Consider the following 17,318-nt stretch of genomic DNA (forward strand, 5'->3'; position numbering starts at 1 on the left):
TTTCTGAGGCAAGGATTCGCGTTGCTGCGGCGGTGATTAGCCGTTACGAATTCTTGCACCGGCGTACCGTCACCCGGGTAACGCCGCAGAGCATCTGGGGGTCGTTTTTTGCCGGACTGGCCGTTTGTCGCACGGGATTCCGAACTGCGCGACGCCGCGCAGGCGTTGCGGGGCGGCGCCCGCGGGGTGGTCTTGGCAGGTAAGGCCGGAGTGGGAAAGTCGGCGCTGGCCCGCGTACTGGCTGAGGGCCTTGAGACAGACGGTTGCGCCGTCCGGTATGTGCTGGGCACCGAGACCGGGCAGGCGGTGCCGCTCGGGGCATTTCGCCACGCGCTCACCCTGACCGACGCGCGTGACCCGACGGTGATGCTCGCCGTGGCACATGAGATGTTGGCCACCGATCCCGACCTCGTCATCGTGGTCGATGACGCTCAGCACCTCGACCCGTTGTCGGCGCTGTTGGTCCAGCAACTGGCCGTGCACGGCGCGCCGAGGCTGATCGTCACCATCGGGAACGGCGCGGCTCCGTCCGATGCGGTGACCGCCTTGTGGAAAGAACAGCTGTTGCTGCGGTTGGACCTCGAACCCTTCACCCGGGAGCAGACCGCTGAGTTGGCTGCCGCGGTGTTGGGCGGCGAAGTCGACGAGCGTGCGGTCGGAGAACTGCACCGGTTCTCCTCGGGAAGTCCGCTCTACCTCCGGGGTTCGCTCAACGCGGCCCTGGGCGACGCGGTGTTCGTCTGCGAGCAGGGACGCTGGCGGTTGCGCGGGCAGCTGCGGGCGAGTGCCGATCTGCACGCACTGATCAATTCGCGGTTCGACACCCTCACACCGGACGAACGCGACGTGATGGAGGTGGTCTCCACCGCCGAGGTGCTCGACTGGGACGTGTTGGTGGGAGCCTGCGACCTCGACGCGATCGCCAGGCTCGAGCGCAGGGGAGCGATCCAGGTGCTCAACGACGCGGCCTGCACCCTCGTGCAGCCCGGCCACCCCATCATCGGTGAGGTGGCCCGCAGCCGGTGCCCGAAAACCCGTTCCCGGCAGATCAATACGCAGTTGGCGGCCCTGCTGGGCGCGCACCTGGAATCGCCGAACAACGGCCGGCTCCCTGACGTCCGGGGACGCATACAGCTGGCACGATTCATGGCGGGAGGCAATGGTCCGGCCGATCCGGGCGCCATCGCCGACGCCGCGGCCAGTGCGGTCACGATGTCCAATCTGGCGCTGGGAGAAGAACTGGCGCGATACGCACTGGATCACGGCGCCGGGGTGCCCGCGGCGATCGTCCTGGCCGACGCGATGAGCTGGCAGGGCCGCGGCGAGCAGGCCGAGGAGTTACTGGCCCGGTCGGTGCCACCGGCCGACGACGAACCGATGCTGGCGCGTTGGGGCTGCCTGCGGGCATCCAACCTGTTCTTCGGGTGTGCCCGACCTGACGCCGCGCGTTCCGCACTCGCCATGATTCGGCGGCAGGTGCACTGCCCGCAGACGTTGAGCCTGGTCGTGGCGATGGAGGCGGTTTTCGCGTTCTTCGCCGGTGAGCTTGCCGGTGCGATCACGCTGGGCATCGAAACACTCGGCGCTGAGGCGTGGTCGATGGCCAACAGGTCGACGGCCGACGTATGGGCGGCACTGGCCACCTCGAGTGCGCTGGCCTTGTCTGGTCGCCCGGGTGAGGTCGCCATGGTGGCGCAGGCGGGTGAATTGGCCGCCGAGGATTGCGAGTCGGGGCCGCAGCGTTACTGGCTGGCCTTTGCACAGGTCGCGGCGGCCGCGGCCGAAGGGGATCTGGCACGGGCGCAGCGGGTCTGTGACCGCTACGCGGTGTTGGCGGCCGGTTCTCCGCAGGCCGAGGCCATCGTCACCGCGCTGAATGGGCGGGTGGCGTTGGCCCGCGGCTGTCTGCCTTCGGCGGGTGAAGCACTGCAGGCCGCGGTGTGGACCACCCCGCAGGTACTCCCGCCGGGGTGGTTGATGGTGGTCGCCGCGTGGCTGGCCCAAGCCGAGGGGATGCGCGGTAACGGCTCCGCCGCGGGCGCCGCGTTGCTACAGGCCGAGTCTGCCGCGGTCGGGCCGCTTGAGGTGTTCCGGCCCGAGCTGGAGTTGGCCAGAGCCTGGACGGCGGCAGCGAACGGTGACACGGGATCGGCCGTGGACCACGCTGCCCGGGCGGCGCAGTGCGCCAAAGCGGGCGGAATGAACACGGTCGAGCTCACGGCCCTGCACACGGCGTTGCGATTCGGGCAGACCGCGGGTGACCGCAGGATCCAGCAACTGGCGCGCCGCCATGGTGGCCGGCTGGCCGAGGCCATCGCCGCACACAGCCGCGGCCTCGCCCGCCATGATCCTGATCAACTCGTCGCGGCCACGGACCGGTTCGAGGCGATCGGTGCGTTGGGGCTGGCCGCCGATGCGGCCGCCCACGCGGCCAGGGAGTATGCCGGGGCCGGCTGCCGTGGCGGTGAATTGGAATCGGCTGCCAGGGCATTGTGGCTGTCGGGCCAGAGTGGTGCGATGACGCCGGCCCTGTGCTGCGCCGGAGACCCGCTGCCGCTCACCGAGCGTGAGTGGGAGATCGCCACTCTCGTCGGTATCGGGATGAGCAACCGCCAGATCGCCGGCAAGTTGTGCGTGTCGGTGCGCACCGTCGACGGACATCTGTACCGCATGTTCGCCAAGCTCGGCGTGGAGGACCGCGACCACCTGGCCCGGCTGGCGCGCTTCGGCCCGGCCAGTTGATCAGGTGGGGTGTTCGGGGTCCTCACTGGAACTCCGGGCACCCACGAATTCGAGGAGACGCGGATCTGTGGAGGTGAACCGGTCCACTTCCTCACCGCCGTCGCATCGCAGTAACGCGATCGTGAGGCTGTCGGCGGTGCGGGTGAGGACGTGCCAGTGTGCGCCGGAATCCTCCCAGCGCTGTAGATCGGCCAACCGGTCCGGGCCCATGCCTCCTACGATGGCATGTCATGGCCCCAAAAAACCGGGTGCGGGTGGCCCGTGTGTACACCGAACCGGAACCTGATGAGGGGCAGCGGGTCCTGGTCGACCGATTGTGGCCCCGGGGCTTGAAGAAGGCCGATCCGCGGGTAGGGCGTTGGCTGCGCTCGGTTGCCCCGTCCACGGAGTTGCGTCACTGGTACGACCATAAGCCGGAGCGGTATGACGAGTTCGTCGCGCGCTACACCCAGGAGTTGCAGTCCGGCGAGGAGGCCGCGGCTCTCGATGAGTTGCGGGCGTTGGTCAGCGACGGCCCGGTCACCTTGGTGACCGCCACCCGTGAACTCGACCTCAGCCACCTGACCGTGCTGGCCAAGCTGCTGACCTGAGCTTCGAGCCCGGAGGAAGGTAAACCTACCCTCATTCGCTGCGGTAGGCTCGGCGCTCAAATGAGCGATATCGATACCGACGTGACCGACGTGCCGGGGGCCCCCGTACTGAAGCGCGAGCTGACCGACATCACCGCCGAGGTGCGCGCCGTCGAGGCCCCTCGCACCCCGGTCCTGGCTGAGCCGTACGACATCCGTCCGGCCGACGCCGGTGCCGACGCCGAGCTGGTGTCGGAGTGGATGAACCGCCCGCACCTGGTGGAAGCCTGGGAGTACGACTGGGCGCCGGACCGCTGGCGCCGGTACCTGCAGGCTCAGCTCGACGGTGAATACTCACGGCCTTTCATCGCGAGCTTCCGCGGGAAGCCCGTCGGGTACATCGAGTTGTACCGGGCGGCCAAGGATTCCATCGCGCCCCGCTACGCCGCCGATCCGTACGACATCGGCATGCATGCCGCGATCGCCGATCTGAGATTCGTCAACCGCGGCATCGGCCCGATCCTGTTGCCGCGCATCGTGGCCAACGTGTTCGAACTCGAACCGAACTGCCGGCGGGTCATGTTCGATCCGGATCATCGCAACACCGGCGCCCGGCGGGTGTGCGAATGGGCGGGGTGTGAATTCCTGGGCGAGCACCAGATGTCCAACCGGCGGATGGCCCTCTATGCGCTGCCGCGCACACCCGACGACGCCCTCGGCGACGCCGGGTAACTGGAGAACCGGTTCAGGCGCCGGCGAATTCGGCGTAGCCGTCGTAATCGGGCTTCATGGCCGCGGCCACCAGCTCCCACAGCACCTCATCGGTGCCACCACCGACACGGGCCAGCTTCATGTCGCGCCACCACTTGCCCAGCGGCGTCTCGTCGACGAGATAGCCTGAGCCGCCGAAGATGTGCATGCACTCCGACGCGACCTCCTCGCCCAGCCGTGCGGCGGTCACCTTGAAGGCGGCGGCGGCTCGGAGATCGAGCTTGCCCTGCGCGGCTGCCCCGGCCAGGGCGTAACGCAGCAGGTCGACGCGAGCCTGCAGATCGGCGATCCGCATCCGCAGCGCCTGGTGCTCATAGAGGGTGTGGCCGAACTGCCGGCGTTTCATCATGCGTGCCAACGTGATTCCGAGGATCCGTTGTGAACCTGCGGCGACCTGTCCGGCGATCGACATGCGTTCGTGGGCCAACCCCCAGGAGATCGCCGCCAGCCCGGTGCCGGCCCTGGCCACCAGATGATCGGCGGGCACCCACGTGTCGATGTGCACCGCAGCAGTGGCCAGCGGTCCGTTGCCAACCTTGCGATAGGGCGGCTGGATCTCGACCGCCGACGTGGGCACCGCGATGACGACGACGTTGCCGTGTCTGCTGGTCGGATCGTGGTCGACGTTTCGGGCCACCACCATGATGTGGTCGGCGATCGTCGACAGGGACACGAACTTCTTGATGCCCTTGATCTCGAATCCGTCTCGGGCCGTGCGGACTTCGGTCTCCACGATCTGCAGGTCCGAACCCCCGGATTCCTCGGAGGCCGCGATGCACAGCACGGCTTCGCCGTGGACGGCCTGTTCGCAGATGGTGCGCAGGTGGTCGGATTTGCCGAAGCGGCGTAGCAGGGCGATGGCCGAATCATGCAGGCTGACACCCACACCGATGCCAGAGGAACCGGTCCGGCCCAGTGCGGAGGCCAGTTCGATCAGCTTGGCCACGTCGGGTTGTTGACCGTCACCCCACTTCTCGCTGAACACCCCGTTGCGGCCGAGGTGTTCGATGAGCCGGCGCGGAAAGCTCTCGGTCTCTTCGGCTTCGGCGGTCCAGGCCTTGACCTGATCGTCGAAAACCCGATCCAGCAGGTCTCGGTACTCCTCGACCGTGGTGGTGGCCGGCGTTGGCGTGAGCGCGGTCATGACTTCGCTGTCTCCAATTGTCGTTTGACCTCCAGGCGGCGCAGCTTGCCCGAGGAGGTGCGGGGGAGCGACCCCGGCGTCAGGAACACCACGTCGGCGGGCACGATGCCGCACTCGGATGCCACCTGTTGGATGACCTGGCTGCGGGCCCCGGCCTCGTCGGGTCCACGGAACTCGGCCGCGATCACCAGGCCGGAGCGGACCGACTTCTCGCCGGCACCCACGGCCACGACGGCGCCTTCCCGAACGCCCTTGACCTGAGCGGCAACTCGCTCGATCTCGGTGGGGAAGATGTTGCGCCCGGCCACCGTGATCAGTTCCTTGGTGCGCCCGCAGACCACCAGTCCGCCGTCGACGAAGTAGCCGAGGTCGCCGGTGGCGAACCAGTCGTCAGGCTTCAGCGGTGGCTGACCGAGGTAGCCCGACATCATCGAGGTGCCGCGGATCTCGATCTCGCCCACCTCGCGGTCGACGATGCCTGCGTTGTCCTCGCCGGGCCGCAGGCGCACTTCCATCCCGCCGATGGCGTCACCGAGCACGGCGAGCTGCTGCCGATTGGACCCGGCGTCCGTCGCGACGGTGATCTCGTCGAGGACCACACCGTGCCCCGGCACGGGAACCGTGACCGCGCAGGATGATTCGGCCATCCCATAGGACGGTGAGAGGGCTCCGGGGTTGAAGCCGAAGCGGGACAGTTCGGTGCCGAACCGGCGCGTCGCCTCGCAATCCACCGGCTCGCCGCCGTTGAGCGCGAACCGCAGGGCCGACAGGTCCAGATCGGTCAGGCGTCTGGAGTACTTGCCGATCAGGCCGTAGGCCATGTTCGGCGCGGCGGTCAGGGTGGCGCGGCTCTCGGTGAGCCACCGCACCCAGCTGAACGGTGAGGCTGCGAAGGCCATTGTCGGGGCCTGCCACACCTCGATGCCGTTGACCGCTCCGGCCAGCAGGAAGGTCAGTCCCATGTCGTGGTACAGCGGCAGCCACGAGCATCCGATGTCGCTGTGCGACAAGCTGATCCGATCGCTGAGCCCACGCAGGTTGGCCAGCACCGCTGATGGCGTCAGCTGGGCGGTGCGAGGGGTGCCGGTGGAGCCGGCGGTGCCCTGCAGGACCGCGACCGGGCCGGTTCCCGGCGCCAGCGTGGTGGAGCGTTGAGCGTGGGCGACGACGCCGTCGTCGTGGATCCTCAGCGAGGTCTCGGCCGTCCGCAGCAGCTCCAGGTGGGCGCCGTGGCTGAACACCGTGCCCGCGCCGATGTCGGAGAGCCGGTTCACCGTGGACTGCGCCCAGGTATTCGCGTCCGCGCCCCGGATCGGGCCGGGCAGTACGGACAGTGCCGCGCCGGCCAGCAGAGCGCCGAGGACCGTTGCGATGCCCTCCACGGTGGGCTCACCGACCACGCCGACTGCGGTCGAACCGTCCTGGCCGATCTGTTCGGCGACGTTCTCGGCGCGCGTGTACACCTGGCCCCATGGATGGCGGGCCCAGGTGCGTGTCTCGTGGTCGTAGACCACGAGGTCGGCGTCGGTGGTGGTCAGCGACGCGGCGAGCGCCGTGGCCAGCACGCTCACTGGCTGCTCTGCGCGGCAGGCGCTTTCGCCAGGATGGCCGCCTCGAGATCGCCGACGGTGTCGCAGCTGAGCAGGTCTTCTTCGGACAGGGCGACCCCGAGCTTGTCCTCGATCGCCACCATGCCGACGGCGAACGCCACCGAGTCCAGGCCGACGTCGTCGATGAGTCGGGATTCCCTGGTCACCCGGCGGACATCGACATTCATGTCGTCACGAAGGATCTCGGTGAGAGCGGCGCTGACCGCTTCGGATGTTGTCGACTGCATGGGGTGGCACGGTACACGCCGGAGGAAAGATAGGCTAGCCTTACCAGGTCGCCTGTGAGGTCAGTAACTGAAGCGCGCCAGATCGGTCCCGCCGTGCCGGTGTCCGGCATCGACAACCGTTGCCGAGGGCACCATCTCGGCGCTGACCACGCCGTGCTCGCGGGTGATTTCGTCGACGATCTCGAACGATGCGGCGATCCGGTCGGGGGTGTCCACCACGATGGTCGTCACCGGGACGTGCCGTCCCAACTGGAAAAGCTTGTCCCCGCGGGGTTTACCGTCGTCGCTGTAACCCCAGACCCCACGCAGCACCGTCGCGCCGCCGGCCACATTGGACTCCAGCAGCCTGCGGACGATGGCCCGGTGGATCGGCACCCCGTCATGTTGTGCGGTTTCGGCGGTGTGGACCATCAGCTTCTGCCACAGCGGACGGCCCTGAGCGTCGGCGCCGGGCAGCGCGGCCGGCCGGGTCAGCAGCTGCCCGCCCTGCTTGCACAGTTGCGCCCGTTCGACGGTGAGCAGCGGGTTCTCCAGCAGCTCGGTGAGTTCGCCCAGCACCGCATTCACCTGCGCCCCGGTTCCCAGCCCGATGATCATGAGCGGCACCTCGGCATTGCGGCTGAAGAACGCGGCGCGTCGACGCTGGCCGTGGGCGGTCCCGTCCACCCCGAGAAACACCGTGGTCGCGGCGAAGCCGCGCCGGTGCAACAGATCGCACACCGCGCGGTAGGCCGGAATACCGGCGACCCGGTGATGACGGCCGACGTACACCGTCAGCTTGCAGACGTCGGTAACCGTTGGGGCCGGCGACTGGCGGCGGACCAGCTGGGCCCGCTCCAGGGTGATCAGGCCACGGGGAAGCAGCTCCACCGTCTGCTCGGCCAGCGCGGAGATCTTGTCGGCCGCATCGACAGCGGCGATCGCGATCGGGGGATCCTCTGAGGCACTCAGTGTCTCGTCGGTGCGCAGGTGGTGGTGTGGACCGAAGCTGGAGATCCCGCGCAGCATCACGCTGATCGCGATGTCGCTGGCTCCGTACAGGTCCAGGAGCGCATCGGCGACGAAGCGGTGCTCGTGGCGCAGCCGCTCGGCGAAGTACGCGGTCAGCTTGAGGTAGTCGGTGGTGGTCACAGCCGGCTCCCCAGTGACATGCCGAGCCACGCCGCGGCCAGGCCGAGTACCACGCTGACGACGATGTTGCCGACCGCGGGCCAGATCCGGCGCTCCTCGCCCAGGCGCTGGGTTTCCAGCATCCAGGTGGAGAACGTCGTATAGGAGCCGACGAATGCGGTGCCGGCCAGCAGCGCGGCGTGCCGGTCCAGGGCCAGGCCGCCGAGGAAGCCGAGCAGGAAGGCGCCGCTCAGGTTCACCGCCAGGGTGCCGAACGGGAACCCCCGGGTGTGGCGTGCGGACACCGCACGGTCGAGCAGGAACCGGCAGACCGCCCCGACGCCGCCGAGCAGCATCACCCCGGCCCAGACGGCGGCGGTCATCGCACCGCGGCCCGGCGCACCAGAGCGGTCGCGAGGACCACCGCGAGTAGACCGGCGGCGATGCTGGCGGCGGTGTAGCCCGCGGCCAACGCCCAGTTTCCGTGCTCGAGCATCGTGATCGTCTCGACCTGCATCGTGGAGAACGTGGTCAGCCCGCCGCACACCCCGGTACCCAGCAGTGGCCGTCGGTAACTCGACACCGGCAGCCGCTCCAGCAGTCGCGTGGTGAAGTACCCCAGCATGAACGCGCCGATGATGTTCACGATGAACGTCGGCCACGGCCAATGGCCGGGTTGAGGTGCCGCGAGCACCGCCAGGACGGCGCGCGCCAGCGTGCCCAGGGCGCCGCCGACGAAGACCGCGGCCAATTCTCGGGGGTCATGGCCAAACATGAAGTAAAAGTATGGCGGCAACTGCGCGACTGGCGGGCACCGACATCCGTTCGGGAGCAGAATCGGGAACCATGGCTGCCAATCCCCGTGCCGGGCAACCGGCTCAACCCGAGGATCTGATCGACATCGCCGCGGTGGCGACCGCCTACTACACCAGGCGGCCCGACCCCGATGACATTGCGCAGCAGGTGGTGTTCGGTACCTCCGGGCACCGCGGCTCCAGTCTGGATACGGCGTTCAACGAAGGCCACATCCTGGCCACCACCCAGGCCATCGTCGAGTACCGGGCTGCACAGGGCACCACGGGCCCGTTGTTCCTCGGCCGCGACACCCACGCCCTGTCGGAACCGGCCTGGGCCTCGGCACTCGAGGTGCTGGCCGCCAACGATGTTGTGGCGATGATCGATTCGGCCGATCGCTATACCCCGACCCCCGCGGTCAGCCACGCCATCCTGACGTTCAACCGCGGCCGTGACGCCGACCTGGCCGACGGCATCGTCGTCACCCCGTCGCACAACCCACCGCGCGACGGCGGCTTCAAGTACAACCCACCCAACGGCGGTCCCGCCGATACCGATGCCACCGGGTGGATTGCCAAGCGCGCCAACGAGATCCTGCGTGAGGGCTTCAAATCGGTCAAACGCATGCCGCTGTCGCGGGCGTTGCAGATGGCCCAGCGCCACGACTACCTGGACGACTATGTCGCGGACCTGGCCAATGTGGTGGATCTGCACGCGATCCGCGCCGCGGGCATCCGCATCGGTGCCGACCCGCTCGGCGGGGCCAGCGTGGACTACTGGGGCGCGATCGCCGAGCGGTACGACCTGGACCTGACCGTGGTGAACCCGCTGGTGGATGCGACGTGGCGGTTCATGACCCTGGACACCGACGGCAAGATCCGGATGGACTGCAGCTCACCGAATGCCATGGCTGGGCTCATCGCCAACCGGGATTCCTATCAGATCGCCACCGGCAACGACGCCGACTCCGATCGGCACGGCATCGTCACCCCGGACGGCGGACTGATGAATCCCAACCACTACCTCGCCGTGGCGATCGACTACCTCTACACCCACCGGCCGAACTGGCCGGCGGCCACCGCGGTGGGCAAGACCGCGGTGAGCAGTTCGATCATCGACCGGGTGGTGGCCGGGCTGGATCGCAAGCTGGTCGAGGTGCCGGTCGGGTTCAAGTGGTTCGTGGACGGGCTGATCGGCGGCGGCATCGGTTTCGGCGGCGAGGAGAGTGCCGGGGCGTCGTTCCTGCGAATGGACGGGTCGACGTGGACCACCGACAAGGACGGCATCATCCTGGCGCTGCTGGCCTCGGAGATCCTGGCGATCACCGGGTCGACGCCGTCGCAGCGGTATGCCGAACTGGCCGAACGCTACGGGTCGCCCACGTATGCGCGCATCGACGCGCCGGCCGACCGCGAGCAGAAGGCGCGGCTGGCGAAACTGTCGCCCGAGCAGGTCAGCGCCACCGAGCTGGCCGGTGAACCCATCACCGCGAAGCTGACCTCCGCGCCGGGCAACGGCGCGCCGCTGGGCGGGCTGAAGGTCACGACGGAGAACGCCTGGTTCGCGGCCCGACCGTCGGGCACCGAGGATGTCTACAAGATCTACGCCGAGTCCTTCCTCGGCCCCGACCATCTTGCGGAGGTGCAGGAGGCCGCCAAGGACGTGGTTAATACAGTCATTGGGTGAGCCTTACGGAGGATGACTGTCAGACCAAGGCGAAGCTGCCTGGTGAAGTCTGGGTCCTGATCGTCGCCAACGCCGTCATCGCGCTCGGCTACGGCGTGGTGGCGCCGGTGCTGCCGGCCTACGCCCGCCACTTCGGGGTCAGCATCAGCGCCGCGACGTTCGTCATCACCGCGTTCGCACTGATGAGGCTGTGTTTCGCGCCGGCCACCGGTGTGCTGATCCAGCGGCTGGGCGAGCGTCGGATCTACGTGTGGGGACTGCTGATCGTCGCCGTCACCACCGGTGCCTGTGCGTTCGCGCAGACGTATTGGCAGCTGCTGCTGTTCCGGTCGCTGGGCGGGATCGGCTCGACGATGTTCTTCGTGTCGGCGCTGGGGCTGATGATCCGGATCAGCCCCGAGGACGCCCGCGGCCGCGTGGCCGGCATGTTCTCCTCGGCGTTCCTGGTCGGCTCGGTCGGCGGGCCGGTGCTGGGGAGCATGACCGCGGGCCTGGGCCTCAGCGCTCCGTTCGTCATATACGGCGCCGCCCTGTTGGTGGCGGCCGCGGTGGTGTTCATCAGCCTGCGGCACTCGTCGTTGGCCGCGCCCGCGCCGGATGAGGGTGCCAAGGTGACCGTCCGCACGGCGCTGCGCAACCGCGCCTACCGGGCGGCGTTGTTGTCGAACTTCGCCACCGGGTGGTCGGCCTTCGGGCTCCGAATTGCCTTGGTGCCGTTGTTCATCGTCGACGTGTTGCATCGCAGTCCCGGGATGGCGGGGCTGGCGCTGGCCACTTTCGCCGTCGGCAACGTGTCCGCGGTGATCCCCAGCGGGTATCTGTCCGACCGGGTGGGGCGACGCCATCTGCTGATCGTCGGGCTCACCGCGGCCGGGATCTCGACCGTGATGGTCGGGTTCACCGACGGGCTGACGCTGTTCCTGGTGAGTGCCTACATCGCGGGCTTCTCGACCGGCATCTTCACCGCACCGCAGCAGGCTGCGGTGGCCGACATCATCGGCAACAAAGCCCGTGGCGGCACCGCGGTGGCGACGTTCCAGATGATGGCCGACGTCGGATCGGTCGGCGGGTCGCTGCTGGTCGGGCTGATCGCGCAGTACCTGTCGTTCTCGTGGGCCTTCGTGATCAGTGGGGTGATCCTGCTGGTGGCCGCGGTGGGCTGGGTCTTCGCTCCGGAGACCCGCGGACGGCCATCTGCCGAGCACACTCCGGCCCGCGCGCTGGGCCCAGAGGCCGGTGGCGAGGTCCCCTGACCAGCGATTTTGAACCTGGGGTAGCGGTGGTGTAACTTCGTGGGGCACGACAAACGGGGCTATGGCGCAGTTGGTAGCGCACCACACTGGCAGTGTGGGGGTCAGGGGTTCGAATCCCCTTAGCTCCACGTTTGAAAAACCCGCTCTGACTTCGGTCAGGGCGGGTTTTTTGGTTTGCTGCCGGGTTCTGTTTTTCAGTGAATATTCACAGCGAACTGTGCGTTCACGGAACGGGGATAAGCCGTTTGATGAGGCGTGCGGGGACAGCGGGTGAGAGGTTCCAGACGGCAGCGTTGTCGATCCCTGAATAGGCGGGTATGCCGTCGACGAGTAGGCCCGGAACGCGTGACTCGCCGAGCTCGTCGGCTGACCACGTGAACAGTGCGTCGATGCGTGGGCGGATCAGCCCGACGTCGAGGACGTGGCCGAAGCTGTGTTCAGCGTCCACGTAGTCCGAGAGGTTCCCCTGTAGCGGGTACGTGTCGGGCAGAACTCGCGAGAGGGACAGGAAGATGCCGGTCATGCCGAGGCGCGGGTCGCCGAGCAAGGGGGCCAGCGGGGCGCACCAGCCGAGCGCGAGACGGGGCGCTGCGACGAGTGCGTGAGCGAACAGCACCCGCACCAGCACCAGGTTGATGAAGAACCGCTCGATCGGGTTCTCCTTCGCCGCCAGCTGTTCATGGTCGAGATAGGCCGCGACCACGGCGGCGTTGTGGGCGCGGTACCAATTGTGAACCGTTGGGCACCGGGCGAATTCGATGCACAGCCGTGCGCTGGGTGAGGATGCCTCGTTCTTGTACCCCTCCAGAACCGCCCTGGATTCAGCGGTGTCGTGAAGTAGTCGCTCGTTGACCGCGCGCCACCACGGGCTTCCTGGTGGAATCTCGCCGGCCGGCCGGGCGGGATTGAGCAGCCCGCGGCGGAACTGCCAGTCCATGAACGCCAAGGCCGCGCGGCGGTAAGGCAGATGGTCGCCCCGTCGGTTCGGAGAGCCCTCGTAGAGCGCGGCCATCAGGGCGACCCGTCCGGCCGGGTCGTCGCGGACGGTTGCCACCTGGTCGGCGGCGCGGTCGGCGGCGCTCTTCATCAGGAGAAATTCTGCCTCGGAACAGTGGCGCAGGCGGCGTTCCCGCAGGAGCCGCACCAAGTCGGACAAGACCTTGCGGGCGGCTTCGACCCGCGACCGTCGCCGCACGCCCTGCGCCACCCCTATGTCGGCTGTTTTCCGTACCTCTGCTGAGCGCCTAGCATTTGTGTAGCCCCAAGGGAGGCGAAATGAGCGGACCCGAGGACCTCGACTTCTTTACCGACAAGTCGCTAGTCGATAACCCCTACGACTATTACGACGCCCTCCGCCGTTGCCCTTTACGGCGCGAGCCGGCGCACGGCGTAGTGATGGTGTCGGGGTACGACGAGGCCATCGCCGTGCAGCGCGACACGGAGGAGATCTTCTCGGTATGCAATATCGTCAGCGGACCATGGTCGGGGATTCCGATCGCAGCCGACAGCGATGACGTCTCGGATCTGATCGAGCGGTACCGCGACAGGGTTACATTCGGCGACTACTTCATTACGTTCGATCCTCCGCGACACACCGCACACCGCTCGCTGTTGAACCGGCTGTTTACGCCGAGGCAACTCAAGAACAACGAGGAATTCTTGTGGCGTCTTGCCGATGAGCAACTCGACCATTTTGTTGCGGATGGCAAGTGCGAGATCGTCGTCGACTACAACTTTCCGTTCACCCTCGACGCGATTACCGACCTGCTTGACGTGCCCCAGGCCGACCGTGAGCGATTCCGCCGCGCGGCGATAGCCAGCAGGCTCGAAGGCGAACGCAGCGGTTTCGTTGGTGTGAAAGAGGAGTGGTTCGTCGACTACATCGAGGAACGTCGGCGCGAGCCGCGCGACGACGTCCTCACTGAGCTTGCGCTGGCAAAGTTTCCAGACGGCACGACACCCGAGGCCATCGACGTCGCCCGTGTCGCCACGTTCATGTTCGCCGCCGGCCACGGCACGACGATCGACCTGCTGAGTCTCGCGATGCTGATGCTGGCGGAGCGACCGGACTTGCAACAGCAGCTGCGCGAGGACACGTCAAAGATCCCCGGCTTTATCGAGGAGATGCTGCGCTTCGAAAGCCCGATCAAATCGAACTTCCGCATGGCGCGGCGCAGTACCAAGATCGGCGACGTCGATGTGCCGGCCGGTACCAGTTTGCTGGTGATGAACGGTGCGGCGAACCGCGATCCGCGACGGTTCGACGAGCCCGGAGAGTTCCGCCTCGACCGTCCAAACGTATTGCACCACATCGCGTTCGGTCGTGGTATTCACACTTGTCCGGGGGCTCCGATTGCACGCGCCGAAGTGCGGGTGAGCTTGGAACGTATCCTTGACCGGATGGCCGACATTCGGCTTTCAGAGGCCGAGCACGGTCCTGCAGGCGCGCGTCGATTCAAATGGGACCGCACCGTTCTGTTCAGGCGCCTCAAGGAATTGCACCTCGAGTTCACTCCAGTTCACTGAACATTTCCATGGTGAACACCGACGATCGCGTTCGATAGACAACGGTCACCTAACCGAACGGCTGGCGGAACGGCTGGGATCTGTGAACTAGCAAGCAAATCCGGGCTGCGCTTCCACCTCTGGGCGGGTATCCGAGGGCGGGACATCGTCTCGCCGGATGTTTGGTCCAACGCCCGCCCGGGAATTTGAACTTAGGTTCGGGGGTCTTCGTAACATCTGTTAGGAGGACGCTTACGACGAACATCGCTAGTGCGCTGGCAGCCCCGGCTGATCAATGGACTCATCGTCGAATCGGACCACCCGTGCCGCCTGCCCGATCTGTTGGTGCGTCACCGAGGACGCCCAGCGGCTCGCACGGACTCGGGCGAACCGATGACGAGAGGTGGCGAGCCATGCTGGTCGCGACCTCCCGGCAACCCGCGTGGCGCACCGAAGTATGGCCGTCTGAATCACGCCGAAAACCCCGCCGACCCGGCTGTCCTCCAGTGGGGCTTGGCCCTGGTCACGGCGACGCGGGGGTTGGAGAACACATGAGCGTCAACCTTTTTGACGACAACGAAGGCAGCTCTTTCGACTTGGCCGTACACGGGGAAGCGGACCAACCGACAGGGGTCAGGCGTCGGCTTGATGGGACAACTCGATGGAAACGCGGCTAACTGAGGGTGTGTTTCCGCTGATGCGGGGACAGCTGGACATATGGCTTGCCCAGGAAACGGATCGTCTCGCTGCGAGGTGGCAGCTGGGCTATCTCGTGCGACTCGAGGGCATTGTCGACCCCGGTTCGCTTGAGTGGGCGGTCCGTCAGGTGGTGCGCGAGGCCGAACCACTTAGAGCCGTCTTTTTCCAGGTGGATGGCCAGGTTTTCCAGAAGACGGTCGATTGCCCGGATGTTGAGCTTGCCTGCCATGACCTCAGAGGCGCGCAGGATCCCGTCCGGGAAGCCCATCGGCTGGCATCCTCGATTCAGCGCACGGTGATGCCGCTTACTGGCCCGTTGTTCAAATTTGCGTTGTTGCAGACGCGGGTAAATGAATTCTATTTTTTCGTGTGCTGCCATCACATAGTGGCAGACGGAATTGGCCTTGCTCTTGTTTGTCATCGGATCGGCGATGTCTACAGTGCGGTAGCTTCGGGCGCATCGATTCCCCCGGCTTATTTCGGGTCGCTGGGAGATCTGATTGCTTGGGAGTCGGAATACGAAGCGTCCGCCGACTATCTCGATGATCAGGCCTACTGGACCGAGAACCTGCCGCAGGAAAACGAAACACGGTATCGGTTGGCGCCCGCGCCCGCGGCCGCGGCCGCGGGCGAGCGTGATCCGTATGAGTCGTCTGTACCCGTTGAATTGGACCCTGTCGTCGTCGCCGGGATCCAGGAGTTCTCTGAGGCGTTGGGGGTGCGGCGCTCATCGGTGCTAACCGCGGCGTGCGCGCTGCTGGTGCTTGGGTGCGACGTCGAGAGTTCAGATGTGGTGTTCGAATTTCCGGTAAGTAGGCGTGTGCGTCCGGAGGCGCAGACCGTGCCCGGAATGGTTACCGGGTTCGTCCCACTGGCGTTGAGAGCTTCGCCGGGGTCTGAGGTTTCCAGCTTTTGTGAACACGTCGATGCGCGACTGCGGGAAGCACTGCAGCATCAGCGGTTCCCGGTGCGTGCCATCGAGAACAAGGCACATCTCCGCGGCTCCGCGCAGGCGCCAAATCGCGTAATTCTCAATTTCATTCCGACCACGCACCTGGCGAATATTGCCGGCGCGACGGCGACGGGGACCCTGACCCATACCAACCTCGTCGATCAGTTCGGACTGGACTTCTTTATTGACGATGATCGGCTGTTTCTCGGCGCGCAGCCGAGCGAGACGACGAGTGGGTCCGCGGGTGCTGGGCAATGGCTTTCGGATTGTGGTGCCCGCGATTTGGTGCAGCGGTTGGAGCGGGTGTTGGTGGGTTTGACTGCTGATCCGACTCGGTTGTTGTCGTCGGTGAATCTGCTTGGTGCCGATGAGCGTGCTCGGTTGGATGGGTGGGGTCATGGGGGGGTGTTGAGTAGGTCGGGGCTTGTGCCGGTGCCGGTGTCGGTTCCGGAATTGTTCGCCGCACAGGTGGGTCGCTCACCGGAGGCGGTGGCGGTGAGTTTTGAGGGCCGTGGCTTGACGTACCGAGAGGTGGATGAGGCCGCTAATCGGTTGGCGCACTTGTTGGCTTCTCATGGTGTGGGCTGCGGTCGGTGTGTGGGGGTGTTGTTGTCGCGGTCGGTTGAGGCGGTCGTGGCGATTCTGGCGGTGCTCAAGACGGGAGCGGCGTATTTGCCGATTGATCCGGGGCATCCGCGGGAGCGGATTGGGTTCATGCTCGGTGATGCTGCGCCGTTGGCTGTGGTGACTGCCACGGGTTTGCGTTCGCGGTTGGATGGGTTTGATGTGGTGGTCATCGATGTGGATGATCCACGCATTCAGACCTTTTCGTGTGCGGCGATGCCGGCGCCGGCTCCTGACGATGTGGCGTATCTGATTTACACCTCGGGGACTACCGGTGTTGCGAAGGGGGTGGCGATCACCCACCGCAATGTGACCCAGTTGTTGGTGTCGCTGGATGTGGGGCTGCCGACGGCGGGAGTGTGGAGCCAGTGCCATTCGTATGCCTTCGATGTTTCGGTGTGGGAGATCTTCGGTGCGTTGTTGCGCGGCGGGCGGCTGGTGGTGGTGCCCGAGTCGGTGGTGAGTTGCCCGGAGGATTTCGCTGAGGTGGTGGTTGCGGAGGGGGTCAGTGTTTTGACTCAGACTCCGTCTGCGGTGGTGGCGCTTTCGCCGGTGGGGTTGGGGTCGGTGGCGTTGGTGGTGGCTGGTGAGGCGTGTCCGGCTGAGGTGGTGGATCGGTGGGCTCCGGGGC

General features: G+C 66.6%; 15 protein-coding genes and 1 tRNA gene. 8 read left to right on the plus strand and 8 right to left on the minus strand.

Features of this window, described 5'->3' with window-relative positions:
* Window positions 1-108: 108 nt before the first annotated feature.
* Window positions 109-2,742: a helix-turn-helix transcriptional regulator gene (locus EYZ64_RS10655; protein WP_135453409.1), complete on the plus strand. Its 2,634-nt coding sequence runs from the start codon at window positions 109-111 to the stop codon at window positions 2,740-2,742.
* On the opposite strand, the gene EYZ64_RS10660 is transcribed toward EYZ64_RS10655, so the two are convergent.
* A complete protein-coding gene (locus tag EYZ64_RS10660; RefSeq protein WP_135453410.1) occupies window positions 2,743-2,952 on the minus strand; it encodes a hypothetical protein in 210 nt (69 codons plus the stop codon). It abuts the gene before it with no gap.
* 20 nt (window positions 2,953-2,972) lie between these two features.
* Here EYZ64_RS10660 and EYZ64_RS10665 point away from each other — a divergent pair, with 20 nt between their 5' ends.
* Both EYZ64_RS10665 and EYZ64_RS10670 read left to right on the plus strand, forming a co-directional pair.
* Complete coding sequence (locus EYZ64_RS10665; protein ID WP_135453411.1) at window positions 2,973-3,332, plus strand: DUF488 domain-containing protein; 360 nt, start codon at window positions 2,973-2,975, stop codon at window positions 3,330-3,332.
* A 60-nt stretch (window positions 3,333-3,392) separates the two neighbouring features.
* The gene (locus tag EYZ64_RS10670; RefSeq protein ID WP_135453412.1) at window positions 3,393-4,043 is read left to right on the plus strand and encodes a GNAT family N-acetyltransferase; all 651 of its coding nucleotides are present in this window, start codon (window positions 3,393-3,395) and stop codon (window positions 4,041-4,043) included.
* A gap of 13 nt (window positions 4,044-4,056) precedes the next feature.
* Here EYZ64_RS10670 and mbtN read toward each other — a convergent pair whose 3' ends face one another.
* The 6 genes from mbtN to crcB (EYZ64_RS10700) are packed head-to-tail and all read right to left on the minus strand — an operon-like array spanning window position 4,057 to window position 8,948.
* A complete protein-coding gene (gene mbtN / locus EYZ64_RS10675) occupies window positions 4,057-5,226 on the minus strand; it encodes a mycobactin biosynthesis acyl-ACP dehydrogenase MbtN (RefSeq protein WP_135453413.1) in 1,170 nt (389 codons plus the stop codon).
* Window positions 5,223-6,788, minus strand: a complete 1,566-nt coding sequence (gene mbtM / locus EYZ64_RS10680; protein ID WP_286175273.1) for a long-chain-fatty acid--ACP ligase MbtM — start codon at window positions 6,786-6,788, stop codon at window positions 5,223-5,225. The genes mbtN and mbtM overlap by 4 nt, the downstream gene beginning before the upstream one ends.
* 5 nt (window positions 6,789-6,793) lie before the next feature.
* The gene (gene mbtL / locus EYZ64_RS10685; RefSeq protein ID WP_135453415.1) at window positions 6,794-7,063 is read right to left on the minus strand and encodes a mycobactin biosynthesis acyl carrier protein MbtL; all 270 of its coding nucleotides are present in this window, start codon (window positions 7,061-7,063) and stop codon (window positions 6,794-6,796) included.
* Window positions 7,064-7,123: 60 nt separating this feature from the next.
* Window positions 7,124-8,194: a DUF190 domain-containing protein gene (locus EYZ64_RS10690; RefSeq protein WP_135453416.1), complete on the minus strand. Its 1,071-nt coding sequence runs from the start codon at window positions 8,192-8,194 to the stop codon at window positions 7,124-7,126.
* A complete protein-coding gene (crcB, locus tag EYZ64_RS10695; RefSeq protein WP_135453417.1) occupies window positions 8,191-8,556 on the minus strand; it encodes a fluoride efflux transporter CrcB in 366 nt (121 codons plus the stop codon). The genes EYZ64_RS10690 and crcB (EYZ64_RS10695) overlap by 4 nt, the downstream gene beginning before the upstream one ends.
* Window positions 8,553-8,948: a fluoride efflux transporter CrcB gene (gene crcB, locus EYZ64_RS10700; protein WP_135453418.1), complete on the minus strand. Its 396-nt coding sequence runs from the start codon at window positions 8,946-8,948 to the stop codon at window positions 8,553-8,555. Before crcB (EYZ64_RS10700) ends, crcB (EYZ64_RS10695) begins: the two co-directional genes overlap by 4 nt.
* Window positions 8,949-9,019: 71 nt before the next feature.
* Here crcB (EYZ64_RS10700) and pgm point away from each other — a divergent pair, with 71 nt between their 5' ends.
* From pgm to EYZ64_RS10715, 3 genes are all read left to right on the plus strand, one after another.
* Window positions 9,020-10,654 (plus strand): phosphoglucomutase (alpha-D-glucose-1,6-bisphosphate-dependent), encoded by a 1,635-nt coding sequence (gene pgm / locus EYZ64_RS10705; protein WP_135453419.1) that lies wholly within the window; start codon window positions 9,020-9,022, stop codon window positions 10,652-10,654.
* On the plus strand, window positions 10,651-11,907 hold the full coding sequence (locus EYZ64_RS10710; protein ID WP_135453420.1) for an MFS transporter: 1,257 nt from the start codon (window positions 10,651-10,653) through the stop codon (window positions 11,905-11,907). The genes pgm and EYZ64_RS10710 overlap by 4 nt, the downstream gene beginning before the upstream one ends.
* Before the next feature lie 55 nt (window positions 11,908-11,962).
* Window positions 11,963-12,035: transfer RNA gene (locus tag EYZ64_RS10715), tRNA-Ala, on the plus strand.
* A gap of 95 nt (window positions 12,036-12,130) precedes the next feature.
* Here the strand turns inward: EYZ64_RS10715 and EYZ64_RS10720 are convergent.
* Window positions 12,131-12,994: a hypothetical protein gene (locus EYZ64_RS10720; protein WP_135453421.1), complete on the minus strand. Its 864-nt coding sequence runs from the start codon at window positions 12,992-12,994 to the stop codon at window positions 12,131-12,133.
* A gap of 188 nt (window positions 12,995-13,182) precedes the next feature.
* Between EYZ64_RS10720 and EYZ64_RS10725 the strand changes: the two genes are divergently transcribed.
* Window positions 13,183-14,433 (plus strand): cytochrome P450, encoded by a 1,251-nt coding sequence (locus EYZ64_RS10725; RefSeq protein ID WP_135453422.1) that lies wholly within the window; start codon window positions 13,183-13,185, stop codon window positions 14,431-14,433.
* Window positions 14,434-15,109: 676 nt separating this feature from the next.
* Window positions 15,110-17,318, plus strand: a 2,209-nt coding sequence (locus tag EYZ64_RS10730) for an AMP-binding protein (RefSeq protein WP_286174749.1), incomplete at its 3' end; no start/stop codon positions are given.

The organism is Mycobacterium sp. DL99 (genome assembly GCF_004762045.1).
Lineage (GTDB): Bacteria > Actinomycetota > Actinomycetes > Mycobacteriales > Mycobacteriaceae > Mycobacterium.

Excerpts from the sequence above, each read along its gene's own strand:
- EYZ64_RS10660 (WP_135453410.1), bottom strand. The coding sequence starts at position 2,952 with ATGGGCCCGGACCGGTTGGCCGATCTACAGCGCTGGGAGGATTCCGGC.
- EYZ64_RS10665 (WP_135453411.1), top strand. The coding sequence starts at position 2,973 with ATGGCCCCAAAAAACCGGGTGCGGGTGGCCCGTGTGTACACCGAACCG.
- EYZ64_RS10670 (WP_135453412.1), top strand. The coding sequence starts at position 3,393 with ATGAGCGATATCGATACCGACGTGACCGACGTGCCGGGGGCCCCCGTA.
- mbtN (WP_135453413.1), bottom strand. The coding sequence starts at position 5,226 with ATGACCGCGCTCACGCCAACGCCGGCCACCACCACGGTCGAGGAGTAC.
- mbtL (WP_135453415.1), bottom strand. The coding sequence starts at position 7,063 with ATGCAGTCGACAACATCCGAAGCGGTCAGCGCCGCTCTCACCGAGATC.
- crcB (WP_135453417.1), bottom strand. The coding sequence starts at position 8,556 with ATGACCGCCGCCGTCTGGGCCGGGGTGATGCTGCTCGGCGGCGTCGGG.
- crcB (WP_135453418.1), bottom strand. The coding sequence starts at position 8,948 with ATGTTTGGCCATGACCCCCGAGAATTGGCCGCGGTCTTCGTCGGCGGC.
- pgm (WP_135453419.1), top strand. The coding sequence starts at position 9,020 with ATGGCTGCCAATCCCCGTGCCGGGCAACCGGCTCAACCCGAGGATCTG.
- EYZ64_RS10720 (WP_135453421.1), bottom strand. The coding sequence starts at position 12,994 with ATGAAGAGCGCCGCCGACCGCGCCGCCGACCAGGTGGCAACCGTCCGC.
- EYZ64_RS10725 (WP_135453422.1), top strand. The coding sequence starts at position 13,183 with ATGAGCGGACCCGAGGACCTCGACTTCTTTACCGACAAGTCGCTAGTC.